Origin of the sequence: Dokdonella fugitiva, from assembly GCF_014138265.1 — a bacterium.
Taxonomy (GTDB): Bacteria; Pseudomonadota; Gammaproteobacteria; order Xanthomonadales; family Rhodanobacteraceae; genus Dokdonella_A; species Dokdonella_A fugitiva_A.
This window is the reverse complement of the sequence record NZ_JACGXL010000001.1, coordinates 313,849-337,744: the sequence shown is the minus strand read 5'-3', so window position 1 is coordinate 337,744 and position 23,896 is coordinate 313,849. Positions and strand designations below refer to the sequence as shown.

24 protein-coding genes and 1 pseudogene are annotated in these 23,896 nt (G+C 68.9%); 22 read left to right on the top strand and 3 right to left on the bottom strand.

Going from position 1 to position 23,896, the window contains the following annotated elements; translation table 11 throughout:
- The first annotated feature begins 5 nt into the window (after positions 1-5).
- The 13 genes and pseudogenes from FHW12_RS01510 to FHW12_RS21735 all read left to right on the top strand — a co-directional run.
- Positions 6-275 (top strand): hypothetical protein, encoded by a 270-nt coding sequence (locus FHW12_RS01510; protein WP_182529220.1) that lies wholly within the window; start codon positions 6-8, stop codon positions 273-275.
- Positions 272-772, top strand: a complete 501-nt coding sequence (locus FHW12_RS01505; RefSeq protein ID WP_182529219.1) for a hypothetical protein — start codon at positions 272-274, stop codon at positions 770-772. The genes FHW12_RS01510 and FHW12_RS01505 overlap by 4 nt, the downstream gene beginning before the upstream one ends.
- Positions 769-960, top strand: coding sequence for a hypothetical protein (locus tag FHW12_RS01500; RefSeq protein ID WP_182529218.1), 192 nt, complete (start codon positions 769-771; stop codon positions 958-960). Before FHW12_RS01505 ends, FHW12_RS01500 begins: the two co-directional genes overlap by 4 nt.
- On the top strand, positions 953-1,759 hold the full coding sequence (locus FHW12_RS01495; RefSeq protein WP_182529217.1) for a hypothetical protein: 807 nt from the start codon (positions 953-955) through the stop codon (positions 1,757-1,759). The genes FHW12_RS01500 and FHW12_RS01495 overlap by 8 nt, the downstream gene beginning before the upstream one ends.
- Positions 1,756-1,908, top strand: coding sequence for a hypothetical protein (locus FHW12_RS01490; protein ID WP_182529216.1), 153 nt, complete (start codon positions 1,756-1,758; stop codon positions 1,906-1,908). The genes FHW12_RS01495 and FHW12_RS01490 overlap by 4 nt, the downstream gene beginning before the upstream one ends.
- Positions 1,905-2,867, top strand: coding sequence for a hypothetical protein (locus FHW12_RS01485; RefSeq protein WP_182529215.1), 963 nt, complete (start codon positions 1,905-1,907; stop codon positions 2,865-2,867). The genes FHW12_RS01490 and FHW12_RS01485 overlap by 4 nt, the downstream gene beginning before the upstream one ends.
- A complete protein-coding gene (locus tag FHW12_RS01480; RefSeq protein WP_182529214.1) occupies positions 2,864-3,055 on the top strand; it encodes a hypothetical protein in 192 nt (63 codons plus the stop codon). The genes FHW12_RS01485 and FHW12_RS01480 overlap by 4 nt, the downstream gene beginning before the upstream one ends.
- Complete coding sequence (locus FHW12_RS01475; protein WP_182529213.1) at positions 3,052-3,306, top strand: hypothetical protein; 255 nt, start codon at positions 3,052-3,054, stop codon at positions 3,304-3,306. Before FHW12_RS01480 ends, FHW12_RS01475 begins: the two co-directional genes overlap by 4 nt.
- Entirely contained in the window at positions 3,303-3,854 is a 552-nt protein-coding gene (locus FHW12_RS01470; RefSeq protein ID WP_182529212.1) for a hypothetical protein, read from the top strand. The genes FHW12_RS01475 and FHW12_RS01470 overlap by 4 nt, the downstream gene beginning before the upstream one ends.
- Positions 3,855-4,550: 696 nt before the next feature.
- Positions 4,551-4,847 carry a hypothetical protein gene (locus FHW12_RS01465; protein WP_182529211.1) on the top strand — a complete coding sequence of 99 codons (297 nt, stop codon included), beginning with the start codon at positions 4,551-4,553 and terminating at the stop codon, positions 4,845-4,847.
- Positions 4,844-6,445 (top strand): DEAD/DEAH box helicase, encoded by a 1,602-nt coding sequence (locus FHW12_RS01460; protein WP_182529210.1) that lies wholly within the window; start codon positions 4,844-4,846, stop codon positions 6,443-6,445. The genes FHW12_RS01465 and FHW12_RS01460 overlap by 4 nt, the downstream gene beginning before the upstream one ends.
- On the top strand, positions 6,414-6,629 hold the full coding sequence (locus FHW12_RS01455) for a hypothetical protein (protein WP_182529209.1): 216 nt from the start codon (positions 6,414-6,416) through the stop codon (positions 6,627-6,629). Before FHW12_RS01460 ends, FHW12_RS01455 begins: the two co-directional genes overlap by 32 nt.
- Positions 6,557-6,736: pseudogene (locus tag FHW12_RS21735) on the top strand (hypothetical protein); the annotation flags it as partial. The gene FHW12_RS01455 and the pseudogene FHW12_RS21735, both read left to right, overlap by 73 nt.
- Here FHW12_RS21735 and FHW12_RS01450 read toward each other — a convergent pair.
- Positions 6,693-7,988 carry a tyrosine-type recombinase/integrase gene (locus FHW12_RS01450; protein WP_259392796.1) on the bottom strand — a complete coding sequence of 432 codons (1,296 nt, stop codon included), beginning with the start codon at positions 7,986-7,988 and terminating at the stop codon, positions 6,693-6,695. The pseudogene FHW12_RS21735 and the gene FHW12_RS01450 overlap by 44 nt on opposite strands.
- Before the next feature lie 208 nt (positions 7,989-8,196).
- Entirely contained in the window at positions 8,197-9,090 is an 894-nt protein-coding gene (locus FHW12_RS01445; RefSeq protein WP_182529207.1) for a CPBP family intramembrane glutamic endopeptidase, read from the bottom strand.
- A gap of 15 nt (positions 9,091-9,105) precedes the next feature.
- On the opposite strand from FHW12_RS01445, the gene FHW12_RS01440 reads away from it, so the two are divergent.
- From FHW12_RS01440 to FHW12_RS01415, 6 genes are all read left to right on the top strand, one after another.
- Entirely contained in the window at positions 9,106-9,735 is a 630-nt protein-coding gene (locus FHW12_RS01440) for a MarR family winged helix-turn-helix transcriptional regulator (protein ID WP_182529206.1), read from the top strand.
- A gap of 338 nt (positions 9,736-10,073) precedes the next feature.
- Positions 10,074-10,988 carry an SDR family oxidoreductase gene (locus FHW12_RS01435; protein ID WP_182529205.1) on the top strand — a complete coding sequence of 305 codons (915 nt, stop codon included), beginning with the start codon at positions 10,074-10,076 and terminating at the stop codon, positions 10,986-10,988.
- Positions 10,989-11,008: 20 nt separating this feature from the next.
- Entirely contained in the window at positions 11,009-11,383 is a 375-nt protein-coding gene (locus FHW12_RS01430) for a hypothetical protein (protein ID WP_182529204.1), read from the top strand.
- A 15-nt stretch (positions 11,384-11,398) separates the two neighbouring features.
- Positions 11,399-12,550 carry a DUF3182 family protein gene (locus FHW12_RS01425; RefSeq protein WP_182529203.1) on the top strand — a complete coding sequence of 384 codons (1,152 nt, stop codon included), beginning with the start codon at positions 11,399-11,401 and terminating at the stop codon, positions 12,548-12,550.
- Complete coding sequence (locus tag FHW12_RS01420; protein WP_182529202.1) at positions 12,534-13,343, top strand: alpha/beta hydrolase family protein; 810 nt, start codon at positions 12,534-12,536, stop codon at positions 13,341-13,343. Before FHW12_RS01425 ends, FHW12_RS01420 begins: the two co-directional genes overlap by 17 nt.
- A 136-nt stretch (positions 13,344-13,479) precedes the next feature.
- Positions 13,480-21,945: a GH36-type glycosyl hydrolase domain-containing protein gene (locus tag FHW12_RS01415; RefSeq protein WP_182529201.1), complete on the top strand. Its 8,466-nt coding sequence runs from the start codon at positions 13,480-13,482 to the stop codon at positions 21,943-21,945.
- Here the strand turns inward: FHW12_RS01415 and FHW12_RS01410 are convergent.
- Entirely contained in the window at positions 21,920-22,978 is a 1,059-nt protein-coding gene (locus FHW12_RS01410; protein ID WP_182529200.1) for a DNA topoisomerase IB, read from the bottom strand. The genes FHW12_RS01415 and FHW12_RS01410 overlap by 26 nt on opposite strands.
- A gap of 157 nt (positions 22,979-23,135) precedes the next feature.
- Between FHW12_RS01410 and FHW12_RS01405 the strand changes: the two genes are divergently transcribed.
- From FHW12_RS01405 to FHW12_RS01395, 3 genes are read left to right on the top strand one after another with little or no spacing between them, the layout of a single operon-like run.
- Complete coding sequence (locus FHW12_RS01405) at positions 23,136-23,447, top strand: hypothetical protein (protein WP_182529199.1); 312 nt, start codon at positions 23,136-23,138, stop codon at positions 23,445-23,447.
- Positions 23,431-23,703 carry a hypothetical protein gene (locus FHW12_RS01400; RefSeq protein ID WP_182529198.1) on the top strand — a complete coding sequence of 91 codons (273 nt, stop codon included), beginning with the start codon at positions 23,431-23,433 and terminating at the stop codon, positions 23,701-23,703. Before FHW12_RS01405 ends, FHW12_RS01400 begins: the two co-directional genes overlap by 17 nt.
- A complete protein-coding gene (locus tag FHW12_RS01395) occupies positions 23,700-23,888 on the top strand; it encodes a hypothetical protein (RefSeq protein WP_182529197.1) in 189 nt (62 codons plus the stop codon). Before FHW12_RS01400 ends, FHW12_RS01395 begins: the two co-directional genes overlap by 4 nt.
- Positions 23,889-23,896 lie beyond the last annotated feature (8 nt).

Below are 23,896 nucleotides of genomic sequence, written 5' to 3'. Positions count from 1 at the left end.
AATCGATGAAACGCAAGGCGATCACACAGCGCGAGGCGCATGCTCTGCGGAAGCGCGTCCGCGAGTTGGAAGACGTGCTGGAAGGCCAGCGCAACGCATGGGTGCGCGAATGGGTCGGCGGAACGCACGTCGCGAGCTTCGAGACGGCGCAGGCCGACGACCGCTTCGCGGCCATCCATACCGCGCGCCGCCTGGGCCATGCGGTCGTGCTCGTGTCGAACAGCTATCGGGTCTTCAACGCGTACGCGATCCAGCTGCAGGGGAAGCCCGAATGATCGCGTTGCCGCCGTTCCTGCTGGATCCGCTGCGCCAGAACGTGCTCGCCATGATGGCATCGCGCGCGCCTGACCGGATCATCGGTGGCGACGACGATCCCTACTTGCTCCGGTGGCACCTCACCGAGCGGAACCGTCAGGGGAACGCGTACGCGCACGAGTTTCGCCGATCAGATGACGACCGCGCGCTGCACGATCACCCGTGGGAAAGCTGCAGCATCTTCCTGCGCGGCCGCTACATCGAGCACACGATCGCTGCTGGCGGCGTCCGCCACCAGGTCATGCGTGCCGCCGGCGATGTTGTGTTCCGCGGACCGACAGATGCGCATCGCATCGAACTAATCGACGGCGATCCCCCGCCGATCACCCTTTTCCTCACCGGCGCAGTGATCCGCGACTGGGGCTTCCATTGCCCGGACCGAGGGTGGGTGCACTGGGAGCAGTTCATGAATCCCGCCGACGGCGGTTCAACAATCGGACGAGGCTGCGACGCATGACCACGACCACCCACCACGCCATCTGCACCTGCTGCGGCACCGGGAAGCTGACCGTGACGATCGACGACGCGGGACCGCACTGGGGCGATTGCCCGGACTGCGGGAAGTCGCCGCTGAGCATGTCGCCGGAGACGCACGCTGCGCTGATGGCGGAGCACGAGCGCGCGAAGGAGCGCGGCGATGCGTGAGCGTCCGATCTTGATGTCGGCTCCGATGGTGCGAGCGATCCTCGCTGGCACGAAGTCGCAGACGCGGCGCGCGGTGAAGCTGCCGCATGCGCACCCGCTCGGCGAGTGGGAACCGACAACGTTCGGCGGCACCGATGCGCGCGGCATCGAGCACGACGAACAGGCCGCGATCTGGCATACCCGCACAGGGGAGACATTCGGTTGCCCCTATGGCGTGCCTGGCGACAGCCTATGGGTGCGCGAGACGTGGACGTGGACAGGCGGCTCGCTCAACCATCCGCACGACGCGCCGCTTCCTGCGGGAGCGTACGACGAACTCTCCGTGCGCTATGCAGCCGACGGCGCCAAGCGCACGATCGAGACGGGAGGTCGCGTGCTTCCCGTTCCGAAGCAACCGCCGCGCCGCGACGGCGAGGTGTACTCCCTTCGCGATGCGCCGGCCGACTTCGTCTACACCGGCGATAACACCTACATGGATCGCCTGGATCGTTGGTGGAAGCGGAAGATCCCCGGCATCCACATGCCCCGCTGGGCCTCGCGCATCACGCTCGAAGTCACCGACGTGCGCGTCGAGCGGCTGCAGGCGATCAGCGAGGCGGATGCTTGGGCGGAAGGTGTCGAGCATGGAGTCGACCATCTGCCGGATCAGGCGATCTATGCCGCGGCGCGGCGCCTCGGCACGACGTTCGAGGATGCTCGTCCCTCGTTCGTCGCCCTTTGGGAATCCATCAACGGCGCCTGCTCTTGGGACGCGAACCCGTGGGTATGGGTCGTTTCGTTCAAGAGGATCGAGGCATGAACACGCGATGGTGGCGAACGCTGGAAACGCTGCTCACAGCCGCGTTGTTCTGGATCGGCATGGTTATCGCCTACGCCGACCACTTTGACAAGGCGACATTCTTCGTTGCGCTCGCCATCTACCTATCGCCACGGGAGTCCAAGGCATGAACACGCGGGAGCGGGAAGTGATGGATGCGCTGGCGGCGGCGTTGCGAACCAGCAAATGCCCTGCCGAGACATACATGCAGGCGGCGGAATGCGAGTCGTGCAGTTGCGATATCGGCCCTGCCCTCGCCGCCTATGACGCCCTCCTCGCCGAAGGAAGCGCGAGCAGCGAAGGGGCGGAGGCGGTTGCGTACGTGCCGGTGCATCCGCGCAATGGGCCGCTGTGGGCGAATACGACGCCCGAGCCGAACGCGGAGCGGTTGCCGAGCTATCCGCTCATGCCTCTCTACGCCCGCCCGCAGCCCGCGCAGGGCGAACCGGAAAGGTTTTGCGGTACTGTCGTTGAAGGTCAGCAGCATGTCTGCGCAAAGTGGCGTGATACTGAAGGTCGGCGATGCACAACGTTCGTGACAGCCGACGAAATCGGTGCCCTCTGGCGCAGTCAATTCGCGCAGGGCGAACGCGAGCAGCGTAGCTGCGAAGGATCGGAGCGGCGGCCGATAGCGGATGAGGTGGTGGAGCGCGCTTCGTTCGAGGCGTGGATGGATCGCGATTGGCCGCTGTGGCGCAACGACGTCGACAATCCGAACGTCGCGCGTCTGCGCCGCTTGTACGATTCGATGCAGCCGGAGCGGCGGCCGCGCGGCCTGCCTGCCGGGAGCGATGCGAAGCTGGCGGACACGCAGCGAGCCATCATCGAAGCCGCCGAGCAACGCGGATACGACCGCGCCGTCGCAGAGCGCCGTACCGCCACCGCAGAACAGCCGTCCTGCGGGCAGGATGCGCGGGATGCGGCGAGGTATCGGCATATCCGCCGAAACGACGTCCACTGCGACCGCTTCCACCACACGGTTAGCGACGACTGCCACCCGCCAACGCGTCAGCTCAAGCATGGCGAAGAACTCGACGCAGCCATCGACGCAGCCATCGCCGCCCAACAGCGGCAGGGTGGTGCACCGTGAGCCGCACTCCGAGCGCAGAGACCCAACTGCGCAACCTGAAACGCCACGCGAGCGATATCGAGAAGCGCTTGGCCGAATCGTTGCGCGCATCCGGCGCGTACCGTGCTCGCGCGACGAAGGCCGAGCAGGAAGCGGCCGAATGGCGCCGCCGGTTCGACGAACTGCTATTCCAGCGAGGCAAGCCATGACCAACGAACTCCGCACCAACGACGAACCGCAGCGCATCCTGTTGGAGGCGAGCAGGCGCATTCAGGCGTGCTATCCGAACGGGACTCGGGTTGAAGCGATGATCGACGGCGAGCGCGTTACCGGAAGAGTTAGCTATGTCGGACTCACAACGAGACGCACGTATGTGAATCCGGAACTGTTCGTGATCGTTTCGGACTTCGAGCAGCATCCATTCTCCCCCGCCGTCCATCCCCACCGGGTGCTGCCATGAACAGCAAGAGCACGAACAACGAATCCCCCGCCGCGCTATCGTTCGCGCGTGATGACATCGTGTTGCACAAGAAAACGCAGCACACCTATCGCGTGCTCGGCCGCTGCATCATCGAGGCGACGCTGGCCGATTGCTACATGTACCGAGGATCGGACGGCCGTACGTGGATTCGACCCGCCGCCGAAATGGAAGATGGCCGTTTCGTGCTCATCGAATCCACCGCTCCCGGCGCAAGCGAGAGCCGAGGGAGCGTGCCGGATGGGTTCGTGCTGGTGCCGCGCGAGGCTACCGAGGCGATGTGCGATGCCGGCAACGAGGGCGCTGCGCCGTACATGGTCGATGCCAAACTGCTGTGGTCGCAAATGCTCGCCGCTGCCCCCACGCCGCCAGCCGTTTCCAACGGAGAGCCTACGTCCGGCCACTGGATGATGGCGTTCGCCGAACAATACGACCGGATCGGCGATGCTGACTGCACGACGGACTTCAACGACCTGGAGCGGCGCGCTCGCGAACTCGCCCGCAGCGCAGCGGCGAAGGGGGAAGGATGAGCGGCCTTTCGATCCGTGTGATTTGCGAACGAACAGCGGACGTTCCGCAAGGCCCTCTGTGCGTGAATTGGGCTTACCGATTCGGCATGCCGATCGAGCAGAATTTCAGGTGTTCTGAGCTTCGCGACGAATCGATGGACATTAGCGCTAGTGTTGCGCAGTCAGCGGGGCTTGGTTTAAGCGGCGGAAGAATTCACGCATTCCGCTGCGCGCTGTTCGATGCGTCGCTCGCGTACGATTTCGGTATCGGTGTCACCAAATGCAGAGAGTGCGCTGCACAGGAGAAGCCGCGATGAGCACGGTAGGGCTGACGAAGGCGGAAATGAGCGGATTGCAGTACATTCGCGGCGATCACGAGTGCATGCCAACCGCGGCTACCTTCGGCCGACTTCACGATAGAGGGTTGTGCACGCCCGGTGGCGGTCAGCTCACACCCCGCGGCCACGCCGCCCTCGCTGCGCCGAGGATGACGCAGGCGGAGTACAAAGTGTTGGAGTTGTGCATTGACAAACACGTCGATTTAATTCTCCAGAGGGCGGGAAGTCTAAAGTCGTGGAAAGCGTTACGTGACGCAGGTTATATAGGTTACGAAGTAGACGGAGATTACTTGCAAATCGTCTGCATATTTCCTGCCGGCCGCACCGCACTCAACAACGTAAGGGCTGCTATGGGTAGCCCGGATTGGAAGGAGGGGTTGTGAAAGACATCGACGACAACAGCGGATACGCCGCGCTCTGGCTGTGGTTCGGCCTGAGCCGCGCTGGATGGCTGACGATGCCGCGCGTGCTACTGCACGAAATGCCGGACGACTGGCAGCGGCGCATGGCGGAGCTGTTGAACGAGTGGAGCGATGCATGGCCGAATCAACCGGATGTAGTTCCGCACGTCTCGTTTAAGTGCGCCGGTAAGTTTGTCAAGGGTCCGGGATGGATCTCGAACTATCGGTATCCGGACCGCGCCGCTATCAATGAGCTGCGGATCGCTGACAGATGATGCAGCTACGTCACTACCAACGCGCGGCCGTCGACACGACCTGGAACTTCCTCGCCGCGCGCGCCGAGAGCCCGTGCATCGTGCTCCCGACCGGGGCAGGCAAAACGCTCGTCATGGCCGAGCTGATCCGCGGCGGCATGGAGCAGTGGCCGGCGCTGCGTGTCGCCGTTCTCGCGCACACGCAGGAGCTTGTCGCGCAGAACGAGGACAAGTTGCGCCGGCACTGGCCCGATGCGCCGACCGGGATCTACTCGGCCGCGCTCAAGCGTCGCGATCGCTTCGAGCCGGTGATCTTCGCCGGCATCCAGTCCGTCGCCGACAAGGCGATGCAGCTCGGCTCGTTCGACCTGATACTCGTGGACGAGGCGCATCGCATCCCGCTCCGCGGTGAAGGTCGCTATCGCACGTTCATCGAGGGCGCGCGCCGCGCGAATCCGCACGTGCGCATCGCAGGTCTCACTGCGACGCCCTACCGACTCGGCGGCGGCCCGGTGTGCGGTCCCGACTACGTGCTCAACGAAGTCGCCTACGAGGCGCGCGTCGGCGACCTGATCCGCGAAGGGTTCCTCTGCCGCCCGGTCAGCAAGGCCGGCATGTCGCGCATCGATCTGTCGCAGATGCACAAGCGCAACGGCGACTACATCGAGAGCGAACTGGATGCCGCGAGCAGCAAGCATGAACTCGTCGAGGCCGCGTGCGACGAGATCGTCGCGTACGGCGCGAACCGGCGTGCATGGATCGTGTTCGCGGCCGGCTCCAAGCATGCCGCACTCGTCACCGACGCGCTCCGTCGCCGCGGCATCGCCTGCGCGTGCATCACGGATAAGACCCCTGCGGGCGAACGCGAGGCCAGCATCGACGCTTTCCAGCGCGGCACGCTGCGCTGCCTGGTGAACGTGAACATCCTATCCGAAGGGTTCGACGCGCCGATGGTCGATCTCGTCGTGCTCATGCGATCGACCATGTCCGCCCCGCTCTACTACCAGCAGGTCGGCCGCGGGTTCCGCCTGTTCCCCAGCAAGGACGATTTCCTCGTGCTCGACTTCGCCGGTAACGTCGAAGAACACGGCCCGGTGGATGCGATACGCCCGCCGAAGAAGCCGGGCCAGAAAGCGACGAGCGCAGCGCCGGTCAAGGAATGCTCGAAGTGCCATGCGTTCGTGCCCGTGCAGACGCGCACCTGCGAATGCGGGCACCAGTTCTCGTTGCTGGAGACCGGACCGCGGCACAGCGCGACGGCCGGCGACTCGCCGATTCTGTCGACCGAGGTCGTCAAGCCGAAAGCGTTCGCCGTGGACGCCGTGCGCTACAGCAAGCACGAGAAGCCCGGCAAGCCGCCGAGCCTCAAGGTGACGTACACCTGCGGCATTCGATTTTTCAGCGAGTGGGTTTGCCTGGAGCACGGCGGCGAGGCGCGCGCCCGCGCGTGCGCCTGGTGGTTCCTGCGCACCGGGCAAATGATGGTGCCGCGCACCGTCGACCATGCGCTGACCCTCGTCGAGACGCTCCGCAAGCCCACCGACATCCTCGTGCGCGAGCACGCCAAGTTCCCGGAGATCCTCGATCATGCATTCGACGATGACGCCCGCGCAGCGTGACCGCGCAATCCATCACCTCGAGTTGACCATCCGCGTGATGCGCGACGCACCCGTGCGCACCACATGCGCCGAGTGCGACCACTTCGATCAGATCAGCGGCAAGTGCGCGCAATGGGGGCAGATCGTGCCCGCCGACGCGCGCGCGGCAGGATGCGCCGAATGGCGCGAAGGAGTTCCGTTTTGAACACGACGACGAAGCCCGCGACCGCGTGGATGAGCGCGCGCGAGGTCATGGCCGACCTGAGCATCAGCCGGTCGACGCTTTACCGCCTGATCGAACGGGACGCGTTCCCCGCCCCCGTGAAGATCGGCTATATGTCCCGCTGGCCGGCGCACGAGGTGGCGGCGTGGAAGACGCGACTGGAAGCTCGAGCGGCGTAACGCTGCAGCAGTGCGCGGCCCACGCTTCCGCGAGCGCCCGCCGCTTCGCGAGCAGGTTGCCGCGGCGGTACGCCTGCTCGGTCTTGTCGCCGACGGTATGCGCCAGCGCGATCTCGATCGCATCGGCTGGGAAGTCGGTCTGCTCGGTCGCCCAGTCCTTGAAGGTCGAGCGGAAGCCGTGCACGGTGACGTCGTCTCGGCCCATGCGACGCAGCAGCATGAGCATCGCGTTGTTCGAGATCGCCGCCCGCCGATAGCTGAACAACGGCCCTTCGGTGACGCCCGTCTCACGCACGACGTCGATCGCGGCCGCCGACAGCGGCACGACGTGCTCCCTTCCCGCCTTCATCCGCGCCGCCGGCACAGTCCATCGCGCATCGGCCAGGTCGAGCTCGCCCATCGTCGCCCGCCGCGCCTCACCGGTACGCGCGCACGTGAGGATCGTGAAGCGCAGCGCGAGCGCGGCCGGGCCGGAGATCGCGCGCAACGCGGCCATGAACGCCGGCAGCGCCGTGTAATGCAGCGCGGCCATGTGCTGCACGCGTGACACGCGCGACGGCTTCGGCAGGATCCTCTGCAGGTGTCCTCGCCAGCGCGCCGGGTTCTCGTTGCCTGGCGCGATGTAGCGCTTCACACCGGCATAGTCGAGCACGGCTTCGATGCGCTGGCGCACGCGCGTTGCCGTTTCGGTCTTGGTCGTCCAGATGGGCTCCAGCACGCGCAGCACGTGCGCGAGATCGATCGCCTCGACCGGCATGCGGCCGAGCACGGGGAAGGCGTACGTCCCGAGCGACTGCCGCCATTGCTCGGCATGCTTTGCGCTGCGCCAGCCGCCCGCGTTCGCTTCGATGAACTCCGTTGCGACGGTCTCGAAGGTGTGGGCATTCTGCGCGCGCACGCGCACCCGGGCATCGATCGGGTCGATGCCTTCCGCCAGCTGCCGTCTGCACTCGGCGGCGCGCGCGCGGGCCTCAGCGAGCCCGACCATGGTCGCGGAGCCGAGACCCATTTCGCGTGCGCGGCCTCGCAGCGTGAAGCGCAGAACCCAACTTCGCGAGCCGGTTGCGGTAACCTGCAAGTACAGGCCGCCGCCGTCGGACAGGTAGCCAGGTTGCGTCGCGGTGGCGACGGTTCGTGCGCTGAGTCGTTGAAGTTGGCGCATACCCATGTCCCTACCCGCAATCCGAGGCGGGATTGACTGGCATTCGGTGGGACCAGCTGAGACAGCCTCACCGAGCCAGTAGCCTAAAAACAAAGGGTCGCGCGACGGCATCGCACAAGTTGAGACAGGGTCCGACCGGACACTCTCTCCGCCACTTTCAGTGCTTCGATGCCGCTTCTGTCCCGGAACGTCGCGGACGTAGCAATCCCTAGTTCCGCGCGACATCCGTCGCCGGCATTGGAGCGCCACGCGCATCCGGCTGCGCAGACGCACCTTTCCATTTCCACAACACGACGATCAACAGCACGTCGACGACCACTGCGAAGATGCTCGCTTCGGGCCCGAACGGCCCGCCGGTGACCCATTCGGGCCTGTCCTGCAGCAGCGGATGGAACCAGCCCGCCTGGCCGAAACCGCTCACGTCGAAGCCGAACAGCTGGCCGAGCGTCCAGTTCCAGCCGAGGTGGATGCCGATCGGCATCGCGAGGCTGCGCGTGCGCAGATAAGCCAGGCCGAGCAGCACCGCGCCGAGGAAGAGTTCGATGGTAGCCCAGGCCAGCGTCGCGCCTTGCATGCCGGGGTTGTCCCAATGGCCCGTCGCGAACAGCAAGCCCATCGCGATCGATGCGAACCATGGGCCCGCGCCTGCGACGAGGCGCTGGAACACGAAGCCGCGGAACAGCGTTTCCTCGAACAGCGCGACGAACGCGAACACGTAGGCACCGTGCGCCAGCGTCGCCAGGCTGCGCGCGGGATCCAGTTCCAGGCGTACGCCACCGACGCCCCAGATCATCACCACCGCGAGCAATGCCGTCGCGAGGCCGAAGAACGTGCCGACGCCGAGCTCGCGCGCCCAGCGGCGATCGAGCGCGAAGCCGATGCTCGACAACGGTTCCCTGCGCAGGCGCACGCAGATCCAGGTGACCAGCAGCAGGAAGCCCAGGCGCAACGGCTCGAGGCCGTCCTTGGACACGCCCAGTTGTTGCAGGGCGTGGCTCACCGGCGTGTACACGAGCCGGCTCGCGAGCAGCAGCGCGATGAAAGCGAGGATCCACCAGCCGTTGCGCAGGCGTCCGTCGGAACCGAAAAGGATCTTGTTCAAGGGTACCCCTGCGAAGTGGGAGGGTCGGGCCGGGCGTCGGGCATTCCGATTCATCTTGACATCAAGATACTCGATGTCAAGCTAAGCGCGGAAGATCGCCCCGGAGGCCCGATGGCCCGCAGGACGGAAAACGACGACAGGATCGACCGGCTGCTCGCCGAGTGGCGGGCCGAGCGACCGGAACTCGACGCGGCCGCGATGGCCGTCGTCGGCCGGCTGCTCAGCATCGGGCGCCAGCTCGAAGCGCGCGCCAACGCCGCACTGCGGCCGCTCGGCCTGCACTACACGGATCTCGACGTGCTGGCGACGCTGCGTCGCGGCGGACGACCCTACCGACGCACGCCGACCGAGCTGCGCGATTCGGTGCTGATCACGTCGGGCGCGATGACCGCCTGCCTCGACCGCCTCGAACGCAACGGCCTGATCACGCGCATCGCCGATCCGAAGGATCGCCGCTCCAGTGCCGCCGCACTCACCCGCGAAGGACGCGCGTTGATCGACAAGGCGATCGCGGTCCGCTTCGCGGAAGCCGCGGACGCGCTTTCAGGCCTGTCCGCGGCGGACGGTGCGCGCCTTGCGGTACTGCTGAAGAAGCTGGGCAGGACGTTGGGTGCACCTGCTGGCGAGGGCACCGGCGAATCCTGACGCTCGCCAAGCGCACCCCCGCGCGCGTGCGGGCCGATGCCGAGACGATCATCCGAAGGGCCAGGCGACGTGCACACGATCGGACGCAACGCGAGCCGCGAGAAGCCGGCGAAGTTCCTCGTGTTCCTGCATCAAGGATGCGGGCAAGCCGGCGCTGCTCCCCGCCCACTGAACGTCCTCCACTGGATCGAAGCGCGAACGCGATGCGCGGATGACCGCGCATCGCGAGGCCAGCGCATGAATTGTTCCTAAAGCGCGCAGCCGCACCGTTCATGCTGGAGCACGTCGCGCACGCCTAGGGTGCCTGCATCCGCCGCGACGAGGACTTCGACGTGGACATGCAGCAGCATCTCCCCGGCAGCGATCCATCGACGTCACTGAAAGACCCGGTGTCGCTGCACACGCGACCGCCGTTCCCGATGCAGGCGCAACCCTGGCCCGGGCTTGCATCGAAGATGGAGCCTCGCCCCGATCACGGTGAGACCAGCTACGTCGGCCGTGCGCGCCTGACCGGGCGCAAGGCGCTCATCACGGGCGGCGATTCGGGCATCGGCCGCGCAGTCGCGATCGCGTTCGCGCGTGAAGGTGCGGACGTCGCGCTGTCCTACCTCGAGGCGGAAGAGCCCGACGCGCAGGAAGTCGCCGCATTGATCCGCGACGCGGGGCGACGCGTCATCTGCCTGCCGGGCGACATCCGCGACGAAGGCTTCTGCCAGATGCTCGTCGGCCGCGCCGCGCAGGCGCTCGGCGGCCTCGACCTCCTCGTCAACAACGCAGGACGCCAGCAGAGTGCGGAATCGATCCTCGACATTTCGACGGATGCGTTCGACTGGACGTTCAAGACCAACGTCTACGCGATGTTCTGGATCACCAAGGCCGCGATCGCCTGCATGCCGCCCGGCGCCGGGATCATCAACACCGCATCGGTGAACTCGTACGACCCGTCCGCGCACCTGCTCGACTACGCGATGACCAAGGCTGCGATCGCGAACTTCACGAAAGGACTCGCCAAGCAACTCGCGAAGCACGGCATCCGCGTCAATGCGGTCGCGCCAGGACCGTTCTGGACCGCACTGCAAGTCACCGGTGGACAGACGCGCGAGCGCCTGCGGGAATTCGGTGCCGACACGCCACTCGGACGCCCGGGCCAACCCGCGGAGATCGCCGCGGTCTACGTCGCCCTCGCCGCCAACGACGCGTCGTACGTGACCGGCCAGGTCTACGGCGCGTCCGGTGGCGAAGGCAATCCCTGATCGAAACGGAGGACCCGCCCATGACCAGCCGAGACCGAAAGGACCTCCCGCATGCGAACGAGAAGCCCGCGTCGCCCGCGGCGGAAACCGAGCACGAGCGCGAAGCGCGCAAGGCGCACGAGAGCCACGCGCTCGACGAAGCGCTGCAGGAGACCTTCCCGACCAGCGACCCGGTGTCGCCGTTCGTGCCTGCGGTGCGCTCGAGCAGCGAGCCGGCGCCCGACCACCGCCACCGCTGCGCGCATCCGGCTTGCACGTGCACGGTATCGACACCCGACGTCTGGTGTTCCGACGCATGCCGCGACCAGCAGCAGGGCTACGGCCATGCGCACGCCACCTGCCACTGCGGGCACGCGACGTGCCTGCATTCGAGCGCCGCGGCACCGGCCGCGTGACCGCCGCGATCGCCCATGCGTACCACCACAACCGACACGATCGTCGAAGCCATCCCGCGACGTTCCGCGCTGCGCGGCCGCGTCGTGCTGCTGGCCGAGCCCGGTCGCGACGTCGACCATCACGAGACGGCGACGCAACGCCACGTGGCGCGCGAAACCGCGGCGCTGCTCGGCTATGCATACGCCGGCGATCACGCGGGCGGGCCGCTCGAATGGCCGAGCTATGCGGTGCCGCAGCGCACGCTGCTCCATGACGAAGCCGTCGCACTCGGCATCCGTTCCGAAGCCGACCTGCTCGGCGGCGTCGTGCCGCATGCGTTCGTCGCCGGCAAGGCGATCAGCCATGGCCTCGTTTCGCGCGAGGCGACCGCACCGGAAGGATGGTCCTTCCCGCTCGCGCGCGACCTCGGCGACGCCGTGCTCGACGGCTACGCCGCGTTCTCGCGCGACGACGCGCGCATCGCGGCCACGTGCCTGCTCGCACGCGGGCCGCTGCGCTTGAAGGCCGCCGCCGCGTGCGGCGGGCAAGGCCAGGCCGTGTGCGCGACGCTCGAGCGCTTCGACGCCGCGCTCGCGACGATCGACGACGACGAGGTCGGGCGCCTCGGCGTCGTCGTCGAACGCGACCTCACCGATGCGCGCACGTACAGCATCGGCACGACGCGCGTCGGTGCGTCGCGCATCAGCTACTTCGGGCGGCAGCGCGGCGTCGTCAATCACCACGGCCACGAGGTCTACGGCGGCAGCGATCTCGTCGCGGTGCGCGGCGACTTCGATGCGCTCGCGTCGGTCGGCATGCCCGTGGTCGCCGCGGCGGCGCTCGCCAAGGCACTCCATTACGACGCCGCGGTCGCCGCGGCCTATCCGGCGTTCTACGCCTCGCGTCGCAACTACGACGTCGTGCACGGCCATGACGCCGACGGCCTGCCGCGGATCGGCGTGCTCGAGCAGTCGTGGCGCATCGGCGGCGCGAGCGCGGCGGAGCTGCTCGCGTTGCGCGCGTTCGCCGCGGACCCGCATCTCGCCTGCATCCGCGTCGCGACGCACGAGGCGTACGGACGCCCGGTGCCGCCCACCGACGCGATCGTCTACTTCGCGGACGACAGCGGGCGCTTCGGCGGCCTCGTCAAGTACGCGACGATGAGGACCGATGGATATCCGGCTTGACCGCGTCCACATCGGCGTCGCCGGCGAATCGATGCCGGGGGCTATGCTCATGCCCGCGCGCGAGCTGCCCGGGGTGCTGTTCGTGCACGGATGGGGCGGCAGCCAGATCCAGGACCTTTCACGTGCGCGCGACGTCGCCGGGCTCGGCTGCGTCTGCGTCACCTTCGATCTGCGCGGCCACGGTACGCGCGACATCTCGACCACGGTCAGTCGCGCGCAGAACTTGGCCGACCTCGTTGCCGCGTACGACTGGATCGCGTCGCGCCCGACGGTCGACCGCGATGCCATCGCCGTCGTCGGCATCAGCTACGGCGGATACCTCGCCGCGCTGCTCAGCGCGGAACGCGCGGTGCGCTGGCTCGCGCTGCGCTCGCCCGCCTTGTACAAGGATGCCGACTGGGACCAGCCCAAGCTCTCGCTGCACGCCGACCCGGACCTGCCCGCATGGCGACGCCGGCGCATCGCGGCGAGCGACAACCGCGCGCTGCGCGCGTGCGAGGCGTATCGCGGCGACGTGTTGCTGGTCGAGGCCGCGCGTGACGAGATCATCCCGCACGCGGTCATCGAGAACTACGTCGCCGCATTCACCCACGCGCGTTCGCTCACTGCACGCGTCGTCGCCGACGCGAACCACGCATTCTCGAGCAAGACGATGCAAAGCGAGTACACTGGCGCGTTGATCAACTGGCTCACCGAAATGATCGCAGGTGCGCGCGCGAGCGCGGCTGCGCGCAAGGTCGAGCGGCACAAGCGCGACATCGCGCGCGCCGAAACGCGGCGACGCTCGTCGTGACGCGCTCCAGGCTGCAGCGGAAGACCTCCGGTGTCAGCGCGCATTCATCGCCTTCGCGCACACTCGTGCGGTCGGCGCTCGCCGGCGTCGACGGCGCAGCGGAATGATGTTTTCCTTCCCCCGGACGCGCAGATCGATGGTCCCGCCCGTGTTCGGCGAGTCGCCGCTCTCGGCCGAACTGCTCAACGCCGAACAACTCGAGGAACGCGGTCGCGAACTCAGCGGGGAGCACGCCGACACCGGTGTCGCCCAGTTGCGCACGAGCCACCTGCTCGATCGCCTCCGCGCGAACGAAACGCTCATACGCGAGGCATGCCTCGTCCTCGCCGACGCAGTCAAGGCCGGCCACCGCGTCACGCCCGCGGGCGAATGGCTGCTCGACAACCTCTATCTCATCGACGAGCAGATTCGCCTCGCGCGCACGCACCTGCCGCGTCGCTACAGCGAACAGTTGCCGGCACTCGCGGAAGGACCGAGCGCGGGGCTGCCGCGCATCTACGACCTCATGCTGAAGGCGATCTCGCACGGCGACGGCCGCTTCGACGAGGCATCGCTGCGGCGCTTCCTTATGGCGTACCAGGAGCGCACGCCGCTGACGCTCGGCGAACTGTGGGCGGTGCCGATCATGCTGCGCCTCGCGCTGGTCGAAAACCTGCGTCGCGTCGCCGTGCGCGTGCGCCAGGGCCGCATCGACCGTGACCTCGCGGCACGCTGGGCCGACGCGATGGTCGGCGCCACGCGGGCGGATCCGACGCGCCTCATCCTCGTCGCCGCGGACATGGCGCGCGAGGAGCCGCCGATGTCGCAGGCATTCGTCTCCGAGCTGACCCAGCGCCTCAAGCCGCTCGGCGACGCGATGTCGCTGCCGATGACATGGATCGAACAGCGCCTCGCCGAATCCGGCCTCACCAGCGCGCAGCTCGTGCAGGGCGCGCAGCACGAACAGGTCATCGACCAGGTCTCGGCGAGCAACTGCATCGGCAGCCTGCGCCTGCTCGACGCACTCGACTGGAAAGCGTTCGTCGAGGCCGTGAGCCAGGTCGAGCATGTATTGCGCGGCGATCCGGCCGCCGTCTATGCGCACATGGACTTCGCCACGCGCAACCACTACCGCCGCGTGGTCGAGCACCTCGCCCGCCGCAGCGGGCACGACGAGCACGGGCTCGCCGCGACCGCCGTCGCGCTCGCGGGCGCGCACCGCGACGAAACCGACGCACGCCGCTCGCACGTAGGCTACTACCTCGTCGACGCGGGCCGCGCGCAACTCGAGGCGCGCATCGGCCTGCGCTCGTGGCCAGGCGGCGTGCCGGCGTCGCAGCGCGCGCGCGTGACGCTCTACCTCGCTGCACTGGTGGTGCTCACGCTCGCGTTCCTCGCGACCGTCGCGCCGGCCCTAGCCTCCGCGACGCCGGCGCCGTGGTGGCCGCGCGTCGCCGCACTGTGCGCAGCCGCAATCGCGGCGAGCGAGCTCGCGGTGACCGTCGTCAACCACGCGGCGGCACGCCTCGCGCAGCCGACGCAACTGCCGCGCCTCGACTTTTCCGCGGGCATCCCCGTCGCCTCGCGCACGCTCGTCGTCGTCCCGTCGCTGCTGTCCTCCGTCGATGCAGTCGCCGAGCTCGCGGCCGACCTCGAAGTCCGCTACATGGGCAACCGCGATGCCGAACTGCATTTCGCCCTGCTCACCGACTTCCCCGACGCGCACGCCGCGCACGAGGCGCGCGACGTCGCGATCCTCGACGCCGCCCGCCTCGCCATCCACGAACTCAACCGGCGCCATGCGTCCGCGCCGTTCCTGTTGCTGCACCGGCCACGGCGATGGAACGCGACCCAGCACGCGTGGATGGGACACGAACGCAAGCGCGGAAAGCTCGTCGCGCTGAACCGACTCATCATCGACGGCGACCGCTCGCCGTTCGCGACGATCGAAGGCGACGTGGCCTGGCTCGGCGGCGTGCGCTACGTGATCACGCTCGACGTGGACACGCAGCTGCCGCGCGGCGCCGCGAGCGAACTCGTCGCGACGATGGCGCACCCGCTGAACCGGCCCATCGGCGACGCCGGCGCGAAACGCGCGGGCTACGCGATTCTGCAGCCGCGTGTCGGCCACTCGATGCCCGTGAACGGGCCTTCGCCCTATGCGCACCTGTTCGGCGGCGAAGGTGGCATCGATCCGTACACGCGCCTCGTCTCCGACACCTACCAGGACCTGTTCGGCGAGGGCTCGTTCATCGGCAAGGGCATCTACGACGTCGCTGCGTTCGAACGCGCACTCGCCGACCGCCTGCCCGACAACCGCATCCTCAGCCACGACCTGCTCGAAGGCTGCTACGCGCGCGCCGGGCTCGCGAGCGACGTCGAGCTGTTCGAGCACTATCCGCAAAGCTATCTCGTCGATGCGCGCCGGCGCCATCGCTGGATCCGCGGCGACTGGCAGCTCGCCGCCTGGCTGCTGCCGCGCACGCGCGACGCCCACGGCACGGTGCGCCGCAATCCGCTCGATGCATTGTCGCGCTGGAAGGTCCTCGACAACCTGCGCCGCAGCCTGCTGCCGATCGCCCTGGTGGCGCTGCTGTTCGTGGCCTGGAGCACGCCACCGTGGCGCGCGGCACTCGTCGCGTTCGTGACCGCGGTGTTCGTGCTGCCCGCGTCGCTCGACGTCGTGCAGGAACTGCTGGCGCCACCGGCCGGCGCAATCGGGCCGCAACACCTGCGTCGCAGCGGCGCACAGGCCGGGCGCCGCGCCGCGCGCGTGCTGTTCGGCATCGCCTGCCTGCCGTTCGAGGCATGGCTGTCGGCCGACGCGATCGTGCGCACGCTCTGGCGCCTGCACGTGTCGCATCGCCACCTGCTCGAATGGACGACCTCGAGCGCAGTCGAAAGCGCCAACCGCGACTCGCTCGCCGCGAGCGCGACCGCGATGTGGCCGTGCATCGTCGCGGCCGTGTCCTCGCTGGCGATCGCGCTCGACGCCGGCAGCCTGCCGTGGCAGGGCCTGTGGGCATTCGCACCGCTGTTCGCCTGGCGCCTCAGCCGCGCGCCGCGTCGCGAAGAATGCCGCCTCGACGCGCGCCAGCAGGCGTACCTGCGCGGCATCGCGCGACGCACCTGGCACTTCTTCGAGCGCTACGTCACCGCGGAAGACCACTGGCTGCCGCCGGACAATCACCAGGAGCAGCCGATCGAGCGCACCGCGCATCGCACTTCGCCGACCAACATCGGCCTGTACCTGCTGAGTTGCCTCGCCGCTCGCGACCTCGGCTACCTCGCCCTCGGCGACTGGATCGATCGGACCGAACACACGCTGCGCACGCTCGATCGCCTCGCGCGCCATCGTGGTCATTTCTACAACTGGTACGACACCTCGACCCTGCAACCGCTTGCGCCGGCGTACGTGTCGACCGTCGACAGCGGCAACTTCACGGCGCACCTGCTGACCTTGCGCATCGGCCTGCTCGAGGCGCTCGATACGCCCGTCATCGGTGCCGCCGCGATCGAAGGCCTGCGCGACACGCTCGCGCTCGCCGCGGCCGGCGCACGCACCGAGACGAAGATCGCGCTCGGTGCGCTCGCCGAACGCCTCGTCCCATCGGCTGCCGGCGCCAGCCTGCCTCTGCGCACGATGTTCGCCGACGCTGCAGCGACGCTCGAGGCCGTTGGTGCCGACGAACCCGCCAATGCGTGGATCGCCGCCGCGCGACGCCAGGTTGCCGCGCACGTCGCCGATGTCGTTGCCTTCGTCGACGGCGCGACCGGCGACGTGCCGACGCTGCGCGACGTCGCCGACGACGACGGCCACAGCGCGAGCGCGGCGAAGGCGACGATCGCGCGCCTGCACGCGCTCGCCGAGCGCTGCATGGACTTCGCGCGCCCCGACTTCGCCTTCCTCTACGACCCGGCGCGTTCGCTGTTCTCGATCGGCTACAACGCGAGCGAGCGGCGCATGGACTCGGGCTACTACGACCTGCTCGCATCTGAGGCCCGCCTCGCCGTGTTCGTCGCGATCGCGCAGGGCACCGTGCCGCAGGACGCGTGGTTCGCGCTCGGCCGCCTGCTCACATCCGCCTCGGGTCGCCGCGTGCTGCTGTCGTGGAGCGGCTCGATGTTCGAGTACCTCATGCCGCAGCTCGTCATGCCTACCTACCGCGGCACGCTGCTGGAGGAATCCAACCACGCGGCCGTGCGCCAGCAGATCGCCTACGGGCGCTCCCGCGGCGTGCCGTGGGGCGTCTCGGAGTCGGGTTACAACCTCACGGACGCCGCGCAGAACTATCAGTACCGCGCCTTCGGCGTTCCCGGGCTCGGGCTCGAGCGCGGACTGTCGCAGGAACTCGTGGTGGCGCCCTACGCGAGCGTGCTCGCCGCGCCCACGGCACCGCGCGAGGCGTTCGACAATCTCGTCGCGATGGAAGCCCTCGGCTGGCTCACCGATTACGGCTTCTACGAGGCGGTCGACTACACGCCCGCGCGCATGCCGCACGGCGCGAACCGCGTGATCGTGCGCTCCTACATGGCGCACCACCAAGGCATGAGCCTGCTCGCGCTGCTGTCGGTGCTCGGCTCGCGGCCGATGCAACGGCGCTTCGAGGCCGACGTCGAGCTGCAGGCGACCTTGCTGCTGCTGCAGGAGCGCGTGCCGCACGGCGCGATCGACTGGGCGCGCGATCCGGCGATGGTCGACGTGCGCATGTCGAGCGACACGCCGCAGTCGGCGATGCGCGTATTCGGTGAAGCCACTCCGCCGCGACCCGCGGTGCAGCTGCTCGGCAACGGCCGCTACCACCTCATGGTCACGACCGGTGGCGGCGGCTACAGCCGGTGGCAGGATCTCGCGCTGACGCGCTGGCACGAGGACGCCACGCGCGACGACCAGGGCGTGCACGTCTACCTGCGCGACGCCGACAGCGGCAAGGTCTGGTCGGCGACGCCGCAACCGTGCGCGACGCCGGTCGACGAATCGGAGATCGTGTTCACCGAGGCGACCGCGGAGTTCAAGCGAAGCCTCGACGGCATCGAGACGCACCTGCAGGTCGTCGTCTCGCCGGAGGACGACATCGAGCTGCGCCGCCTGCGCATCTCCAACCGCTCGCGCACGATGCGCACGATCGACGTCACCAGCTACGCCGAGGTCGTGCTCGCGCCGGCGATCGCCGACGCGCTGCATCCGGCCTTCAGCAACCTGTTCGTACAGACCGAACTGGTGCCGGAGCGCGAGGCGATCCTCGCGACGCGCCGGCGCTCGTCGGGCGAGCAGGCGCAACACTGGCTGCTGCACGCGCTCGCGGTGCACGACGGCGAGAGCGTCGCGCATTCGTTCGAGACCGACCGCATGGCGTTCGTCGGCCGCGAGCGCTCGCCGCGGACGCCGCTCGCGGTCACGCGCGACGCGCCGCTCGAAGGCCACGCCGGTGCCGTGCTCGACCCGATCGCCGCGGGTCGCCAGCGCGTGCGCCTCGCGCCCGATCAGGGCGCGACGATCGACCTCATCATCGGCATCGCGCAGAACCGCGAAGACGCCCTGCTGCTCGTCGACAAGTACCGCGACCGCCACCTCGCCGACCGCGCGATCGAGATCGCCTGGACGCACAGCCGCCTCGCGCTCGGCCAGCTCGCGATCAGCGAAGTCGACGGCCAGACCTGCAACCGCCTCGCCGGCGCGATCCTGTTCGCCGACCCGTCGCGCCGCGCGCCACCGTCGACGATAGCGGCGAACCGCCTCGCGCAGCGCGGACTGTGGCCGTTCGCGATCTCAGGCGACCACCCGATCGTGCTGCTGCAGATCGCGAGCGGGCGTCACGTGGACCTCGTGCGCCAGCTCGTGAGCGCGCACGCTTACTGCCGCATGAAAGGCCTCGTGTTCGACCTCGTCATCTGGAACGAGGAACGCATCGGCTATCGCACCGCGCTCGGCGACGAGATCCTCGCCGTGGTGTCGACCAGCGCCGACGCGACGATGCTCGAACGCCCGGGCGGCGTCTACGTGCGCAACGTCGACCAGCTCGACCACGAGGACCGCGTGCTCATGCTCGCGGTCGCGCGCGCGGTGTTCAACGACGCCGACGGTTCGCTCGCCGAGCAGCTCGCGCGCGATCGCAACGTCGGCGTCGACAGCGTCGTGCCGCGCTTCGCGCCCGCCGGCATCGGGGAAACGCCCGCCGCGGTACGTCCGACCGCGCCACGCGCGCCGCCGGCGCTCGCATTCGACAACGGCTTCGGCGGCTTCGGCGCGGACGGGCGCGAGTACGTGGTCCGCGTCGGCGCCGGGCGCGCGCCACCGCTGCCGTGGATCAACGTGATCGCGAATCCGCGCTTCGGTTGCATCGTCTCGACCGCCGGCGCCGGCTACACCTGGGCCGAGAACGCGCACGAGTACCGGCTCTCGACCTGGAGCAACGATCCGGTGTCGGATGCGAACGGCGAAGCGATCTACCTGCGCGACGAGGACACCGGCGCGTTCTGGTCGCCGACGCCGCTGCCCGTGCCCGACGATGGCGAGTACGTGGTTCGCCACGGCTTCGGCTACACGATCGTCGAGCACCAGGCGCACGGAATCACGAGCGCGTTGCGCGTCCACGTCGACGCCGAAGCGCCGGTCAAGTTCTACATGCTGCGCCTGCGCAACGACAGCGAGCGGCCACGCCGCGTTTCCGCGACCGGCTACGTCGAATGGGTGCTCGGCGACCTGCGCCAGAAGACCGCGATGCACGTCGTCACCGAACTCGACGACAGCGGCGCCCTGCTCGCCCGCAACGCCTACAGCCTCGAGTTCCCCGCCTTCGTCGCGTTCTTCGACATCGAGCACGCGCAGCGCACGCTGAGCGGCGACCGCGCGGAATTCATCGGCCGCAACGGCTCGCTGCGCGAGCCCGCGGCGATGCGCCGGCAGACACTCAGCGGCCGGCTCGGCGCCGGCATGGACCCGTGCGGCGCGATCCAGGCGCCGCTCGAACTCGCACCGGGTGAATCGCGCGACCTCATCTTCCGTCTCGGCGTCGGTCGCGATCGCGCCGAGGCCGTCGCGCTCGTGCAGCGCTTCCGCCGCAACGGCAGCGCGCGCGCGTCGATCGACGCGGTGCACGCGCAATGGCGGTCGCTGCTCGGCGCAGTACGCGTCGAGACCCCCGATCCTGCGCTCGACCTGCTCGCCAACGGCTGGCTGCTGTACCAGGTCGTCGCTTGCCGCCTGTGGGCGCGCAGCGGCTTCTACCAGTCCGGTGGCGCGTTCGGCTTCCGCGACCAGCTGCAGGACGCGATGGCCGCCGTGCACGCGGACCCTTCGCTGCTGCATGCGCAGATCCTGCAATGTGCCGAACACCAGTTCGTCGAAGGCGACGTGCAGCACTGGTGGCATCCGCCGGCCGGGCGCGGCGTGCGCACGCGCTGTTCCGACGACTACCTGTGGCTGCCGCTGGCCGTCGCGCGTTACGTGGAGACGACCGGCGACGAGGCGATCCTCGCGCGGCAGGCGAGTTTTCTCGAAGGTCGCGCGCTCGCCGAAGGCGAAGAGTCGTACTACGACATGCCGATGCGTTCGCCGCAGTCGGCCGACGTCTACGAGCACTGCCGGCGCGCGCTCGTGCGCGGCATGCGCTACGGCGTGCACGGCCTGCCGCTGATCGGCAGCGGCGACTGGAACGACGGCATGAACAACGTCGGCCGCGACGGTCGCGGCGAGAGCGTCTGGCTCGCGTTCTTCCTGCACGACGTGCTGCGCCGGTTCGAACCGCTCGCGCGCGCGCGCGGCGACGAGGCGTTCGCGCGGCGCTGTGCGGACGAGAGGGCACGCCTCGCGGACGCGGTCGAGCGGCACGCGTGGGACGGTGCCTGGTACCTGCGCGCGTACTTCGACGACGGCACGCCGCTCGGCTCGGCCAACAACCGCGAATGCCGCATCGACGGGCTGTCGCAGAGCTGGGCCGTGCTGTCCGGGCTCGGTTCGCGCGACCGCGTCGAACAGGCGCTCGACGCGGTCGATGCCGAACTCGTCGACGAATCCGCCGGGCTCGTCCGCCTGCTCGATCCGCCGTTCGACGTCAGCGAACCCGATCCCGGCTACATCCGCGGCTACCTGCCCGGCGTGCGCGAGAACGGTGGCCAGTACACGCACGCGGCGGTGTGGACGATCATGGCATTCCTCCAAGCCGGTCGCGTCGAGCGAGCCTGGGCGCTGTTCGATCTGGTCAACCCGTTGCGCCGCGGCGGCGACGCCGAGGCGATCGCGCGCTGGAAGACCGAGCCCTACGTCGTCGCCGCCGACGTGCTGTCGATCGCGCCGCACACCGGGCGCGGCGGCTGGAGCTGGTACACCGGGTCGGCCGGTTGGATGTACCGGCTCGTCGTCGAGTCGATGCTCGGCCTCCGCCGCGAAGGCATGCGCCTCGTCGTGCGACCTCGCGTCCCTGCCGCGTGGCCGGGGTTCCGCGCATGGTACGCGTTCGAAGAACGACGCTACGCGATCGTCGTGAGCCGGCACGCCGGTGACGCAGGCGACGCGGCCGCATCGGCAGCCAGCGCGTCGCTCGCCGCCGACGCGCCCGAGCTGCAAGCCTTCGAGTGGGACGCATGGAGCATCCGCGTCACCCGCGAATCGCCCGCGGGCTAGCGCTGCGCTGCTCGCCGCGCAGGTAGCGCAGCAGCGCGCGTTCCGCACGGCCGAGGCCGCGTTCCGCGCGCCGGATGCGCTGGAACGCCGCGCGTGCGCGCGCATGCCTGGCAGCATCGTCCGCGGCGGCGAGCACCGCGGGATGGACGTAGGTCTTGCGGCACACCGTGGGCGTGTTGCCGAGGTCCTCGGCCGCTGCGGTGATCGCCGCCTGCACCGTCGACGCCGATGCGCCGTCCGGACCGAACAATGCATCGGCGACGATCACGCTCGCCGCCCAGGTGCGGAAGTCCTTCGCCGTGTAGTCGTCGCCCATGATCGAACGCAGGTAGGCATTGACGTCGCCCGACGTGACGCGATGACGGCGACCGTCCTCGACGTACTGGAACAGGCATTGCCCCGGCAGGTCCTGGCAGCGCCTGACCGTGCGCGCGAGACGCGGATCCTCGAGCAGGCGCTCGTGGCGCTGACCGGACTTGCCGCGGAACGCGATGCGCACGTGATCGCCGTGCACGCGCACATGGTGGTTGCGCAAGGTGCTCACGCCGAACGAGCCGTTCGCCTTCGCGTACTCCTCGTTGCCGATGCGCATGCGGGTCCGATCGAGCAGGCGCACGATCGCGGCGAGTACGCGTTCGCGCACGAGGCCGTCGGCGCGCAGGTCGCGCGCGACGCGGCGGCGCAGCGCGGGCAGGCGCGCCGCGAATTCGATCGTGCGTCGGAACTTCACCTCGTCGCGCCGCGCTCGCCAGGCCGGGTGATATCGGTATTGTTTCCTGCCGCGCGCATCGCGCGCGGTCGCCTGCAGGTGGCCGTGCGCGTCGCGACAGATCCAGACGTCGCGGTACGCGGGCGGTATCGCCAGTGCGCGGATGCGCGCGAGCACGCGCTCGTCGGTGACCGGGCGCCCACGCGCATCGACGTAGGCGAAGCCGCCACCGCTACGCCGGCGACGCAGGCCCGGCTGCGTGTCCGCGACGTAGACGAGGCGGCCACGCGGCCAGGTGAACGGCATGCGTCGCGGCGGCTTCATGGTCGGCGCATTGCCGCATGCGGGCGATCAATGCATCCCCACCCGTGCGCATCCGCAGCTGAACCGCGACGGAGGCGGTTCACCTCCGGCTTCGGCGCGCGCGCGCAGGCTGGTTCTCGGAAGCCGCCAGCCACGGCGCGAACGAGGAGAGGAAGCGATGAAGACCATCAACACGAGCCTGTCGATGCTGTCGCTCGTGCTCGCTGCCGGCACGTGCGCCGCGCAGGTGTCACCGAGTAACCCGCCCGCGGCGGACGGCAAGGACCAGCCGACGCAGGGCCGCGCGATGACGTCGGACGCATCGTGGGACGCGAAGGACACGAACAAGGACGGCTACATCACGAAGGAAGAGCTCAAGGGCGATCCGGCCCTGCTGACCCACTTCGAGCGGATCGACGCCGATCACGACATGAAGATCTCGCCGGCGGAATGGAAGGCCTGGGGACATGGCGATGCGCACGAGAAGTGAGTCCAGGACGAACATCGCCGCGCCCGGCTTCCGCCTCGCCGTAGCGCGCGAACGCCGCGCCGGACCGCCTTCGCCGGCGCGCCGCGATTCGCTCGGCCTGCCGCGACCGGTCGATGACGAATGGCAGCGCGTGCAGGAGCGCATCGACGGCATCGTGCGTCGACATGACGACGACGGCGACCGCGAACCGCGACGGCACGAACGCGCGCGCACGCATGGCGCGCGGGCCGGCACGAACGAAGGAGAATCCCGATGAGCCGCGAACGACATCCGCCGCGCGAGCCCGTGCTGCCGCGTACCGACGAGGACAAGGCCCGCACGCGTGGCGAACCGCGCGAACGCACGGATGGCGGGGAGCGTGGATCACGTGAACGGACGCAGGAAGACGAGGACGCGCGCGAGCAAGGCAAGCACGGCTACCTGCATGCGTTCACCCGATGACCGGTGCC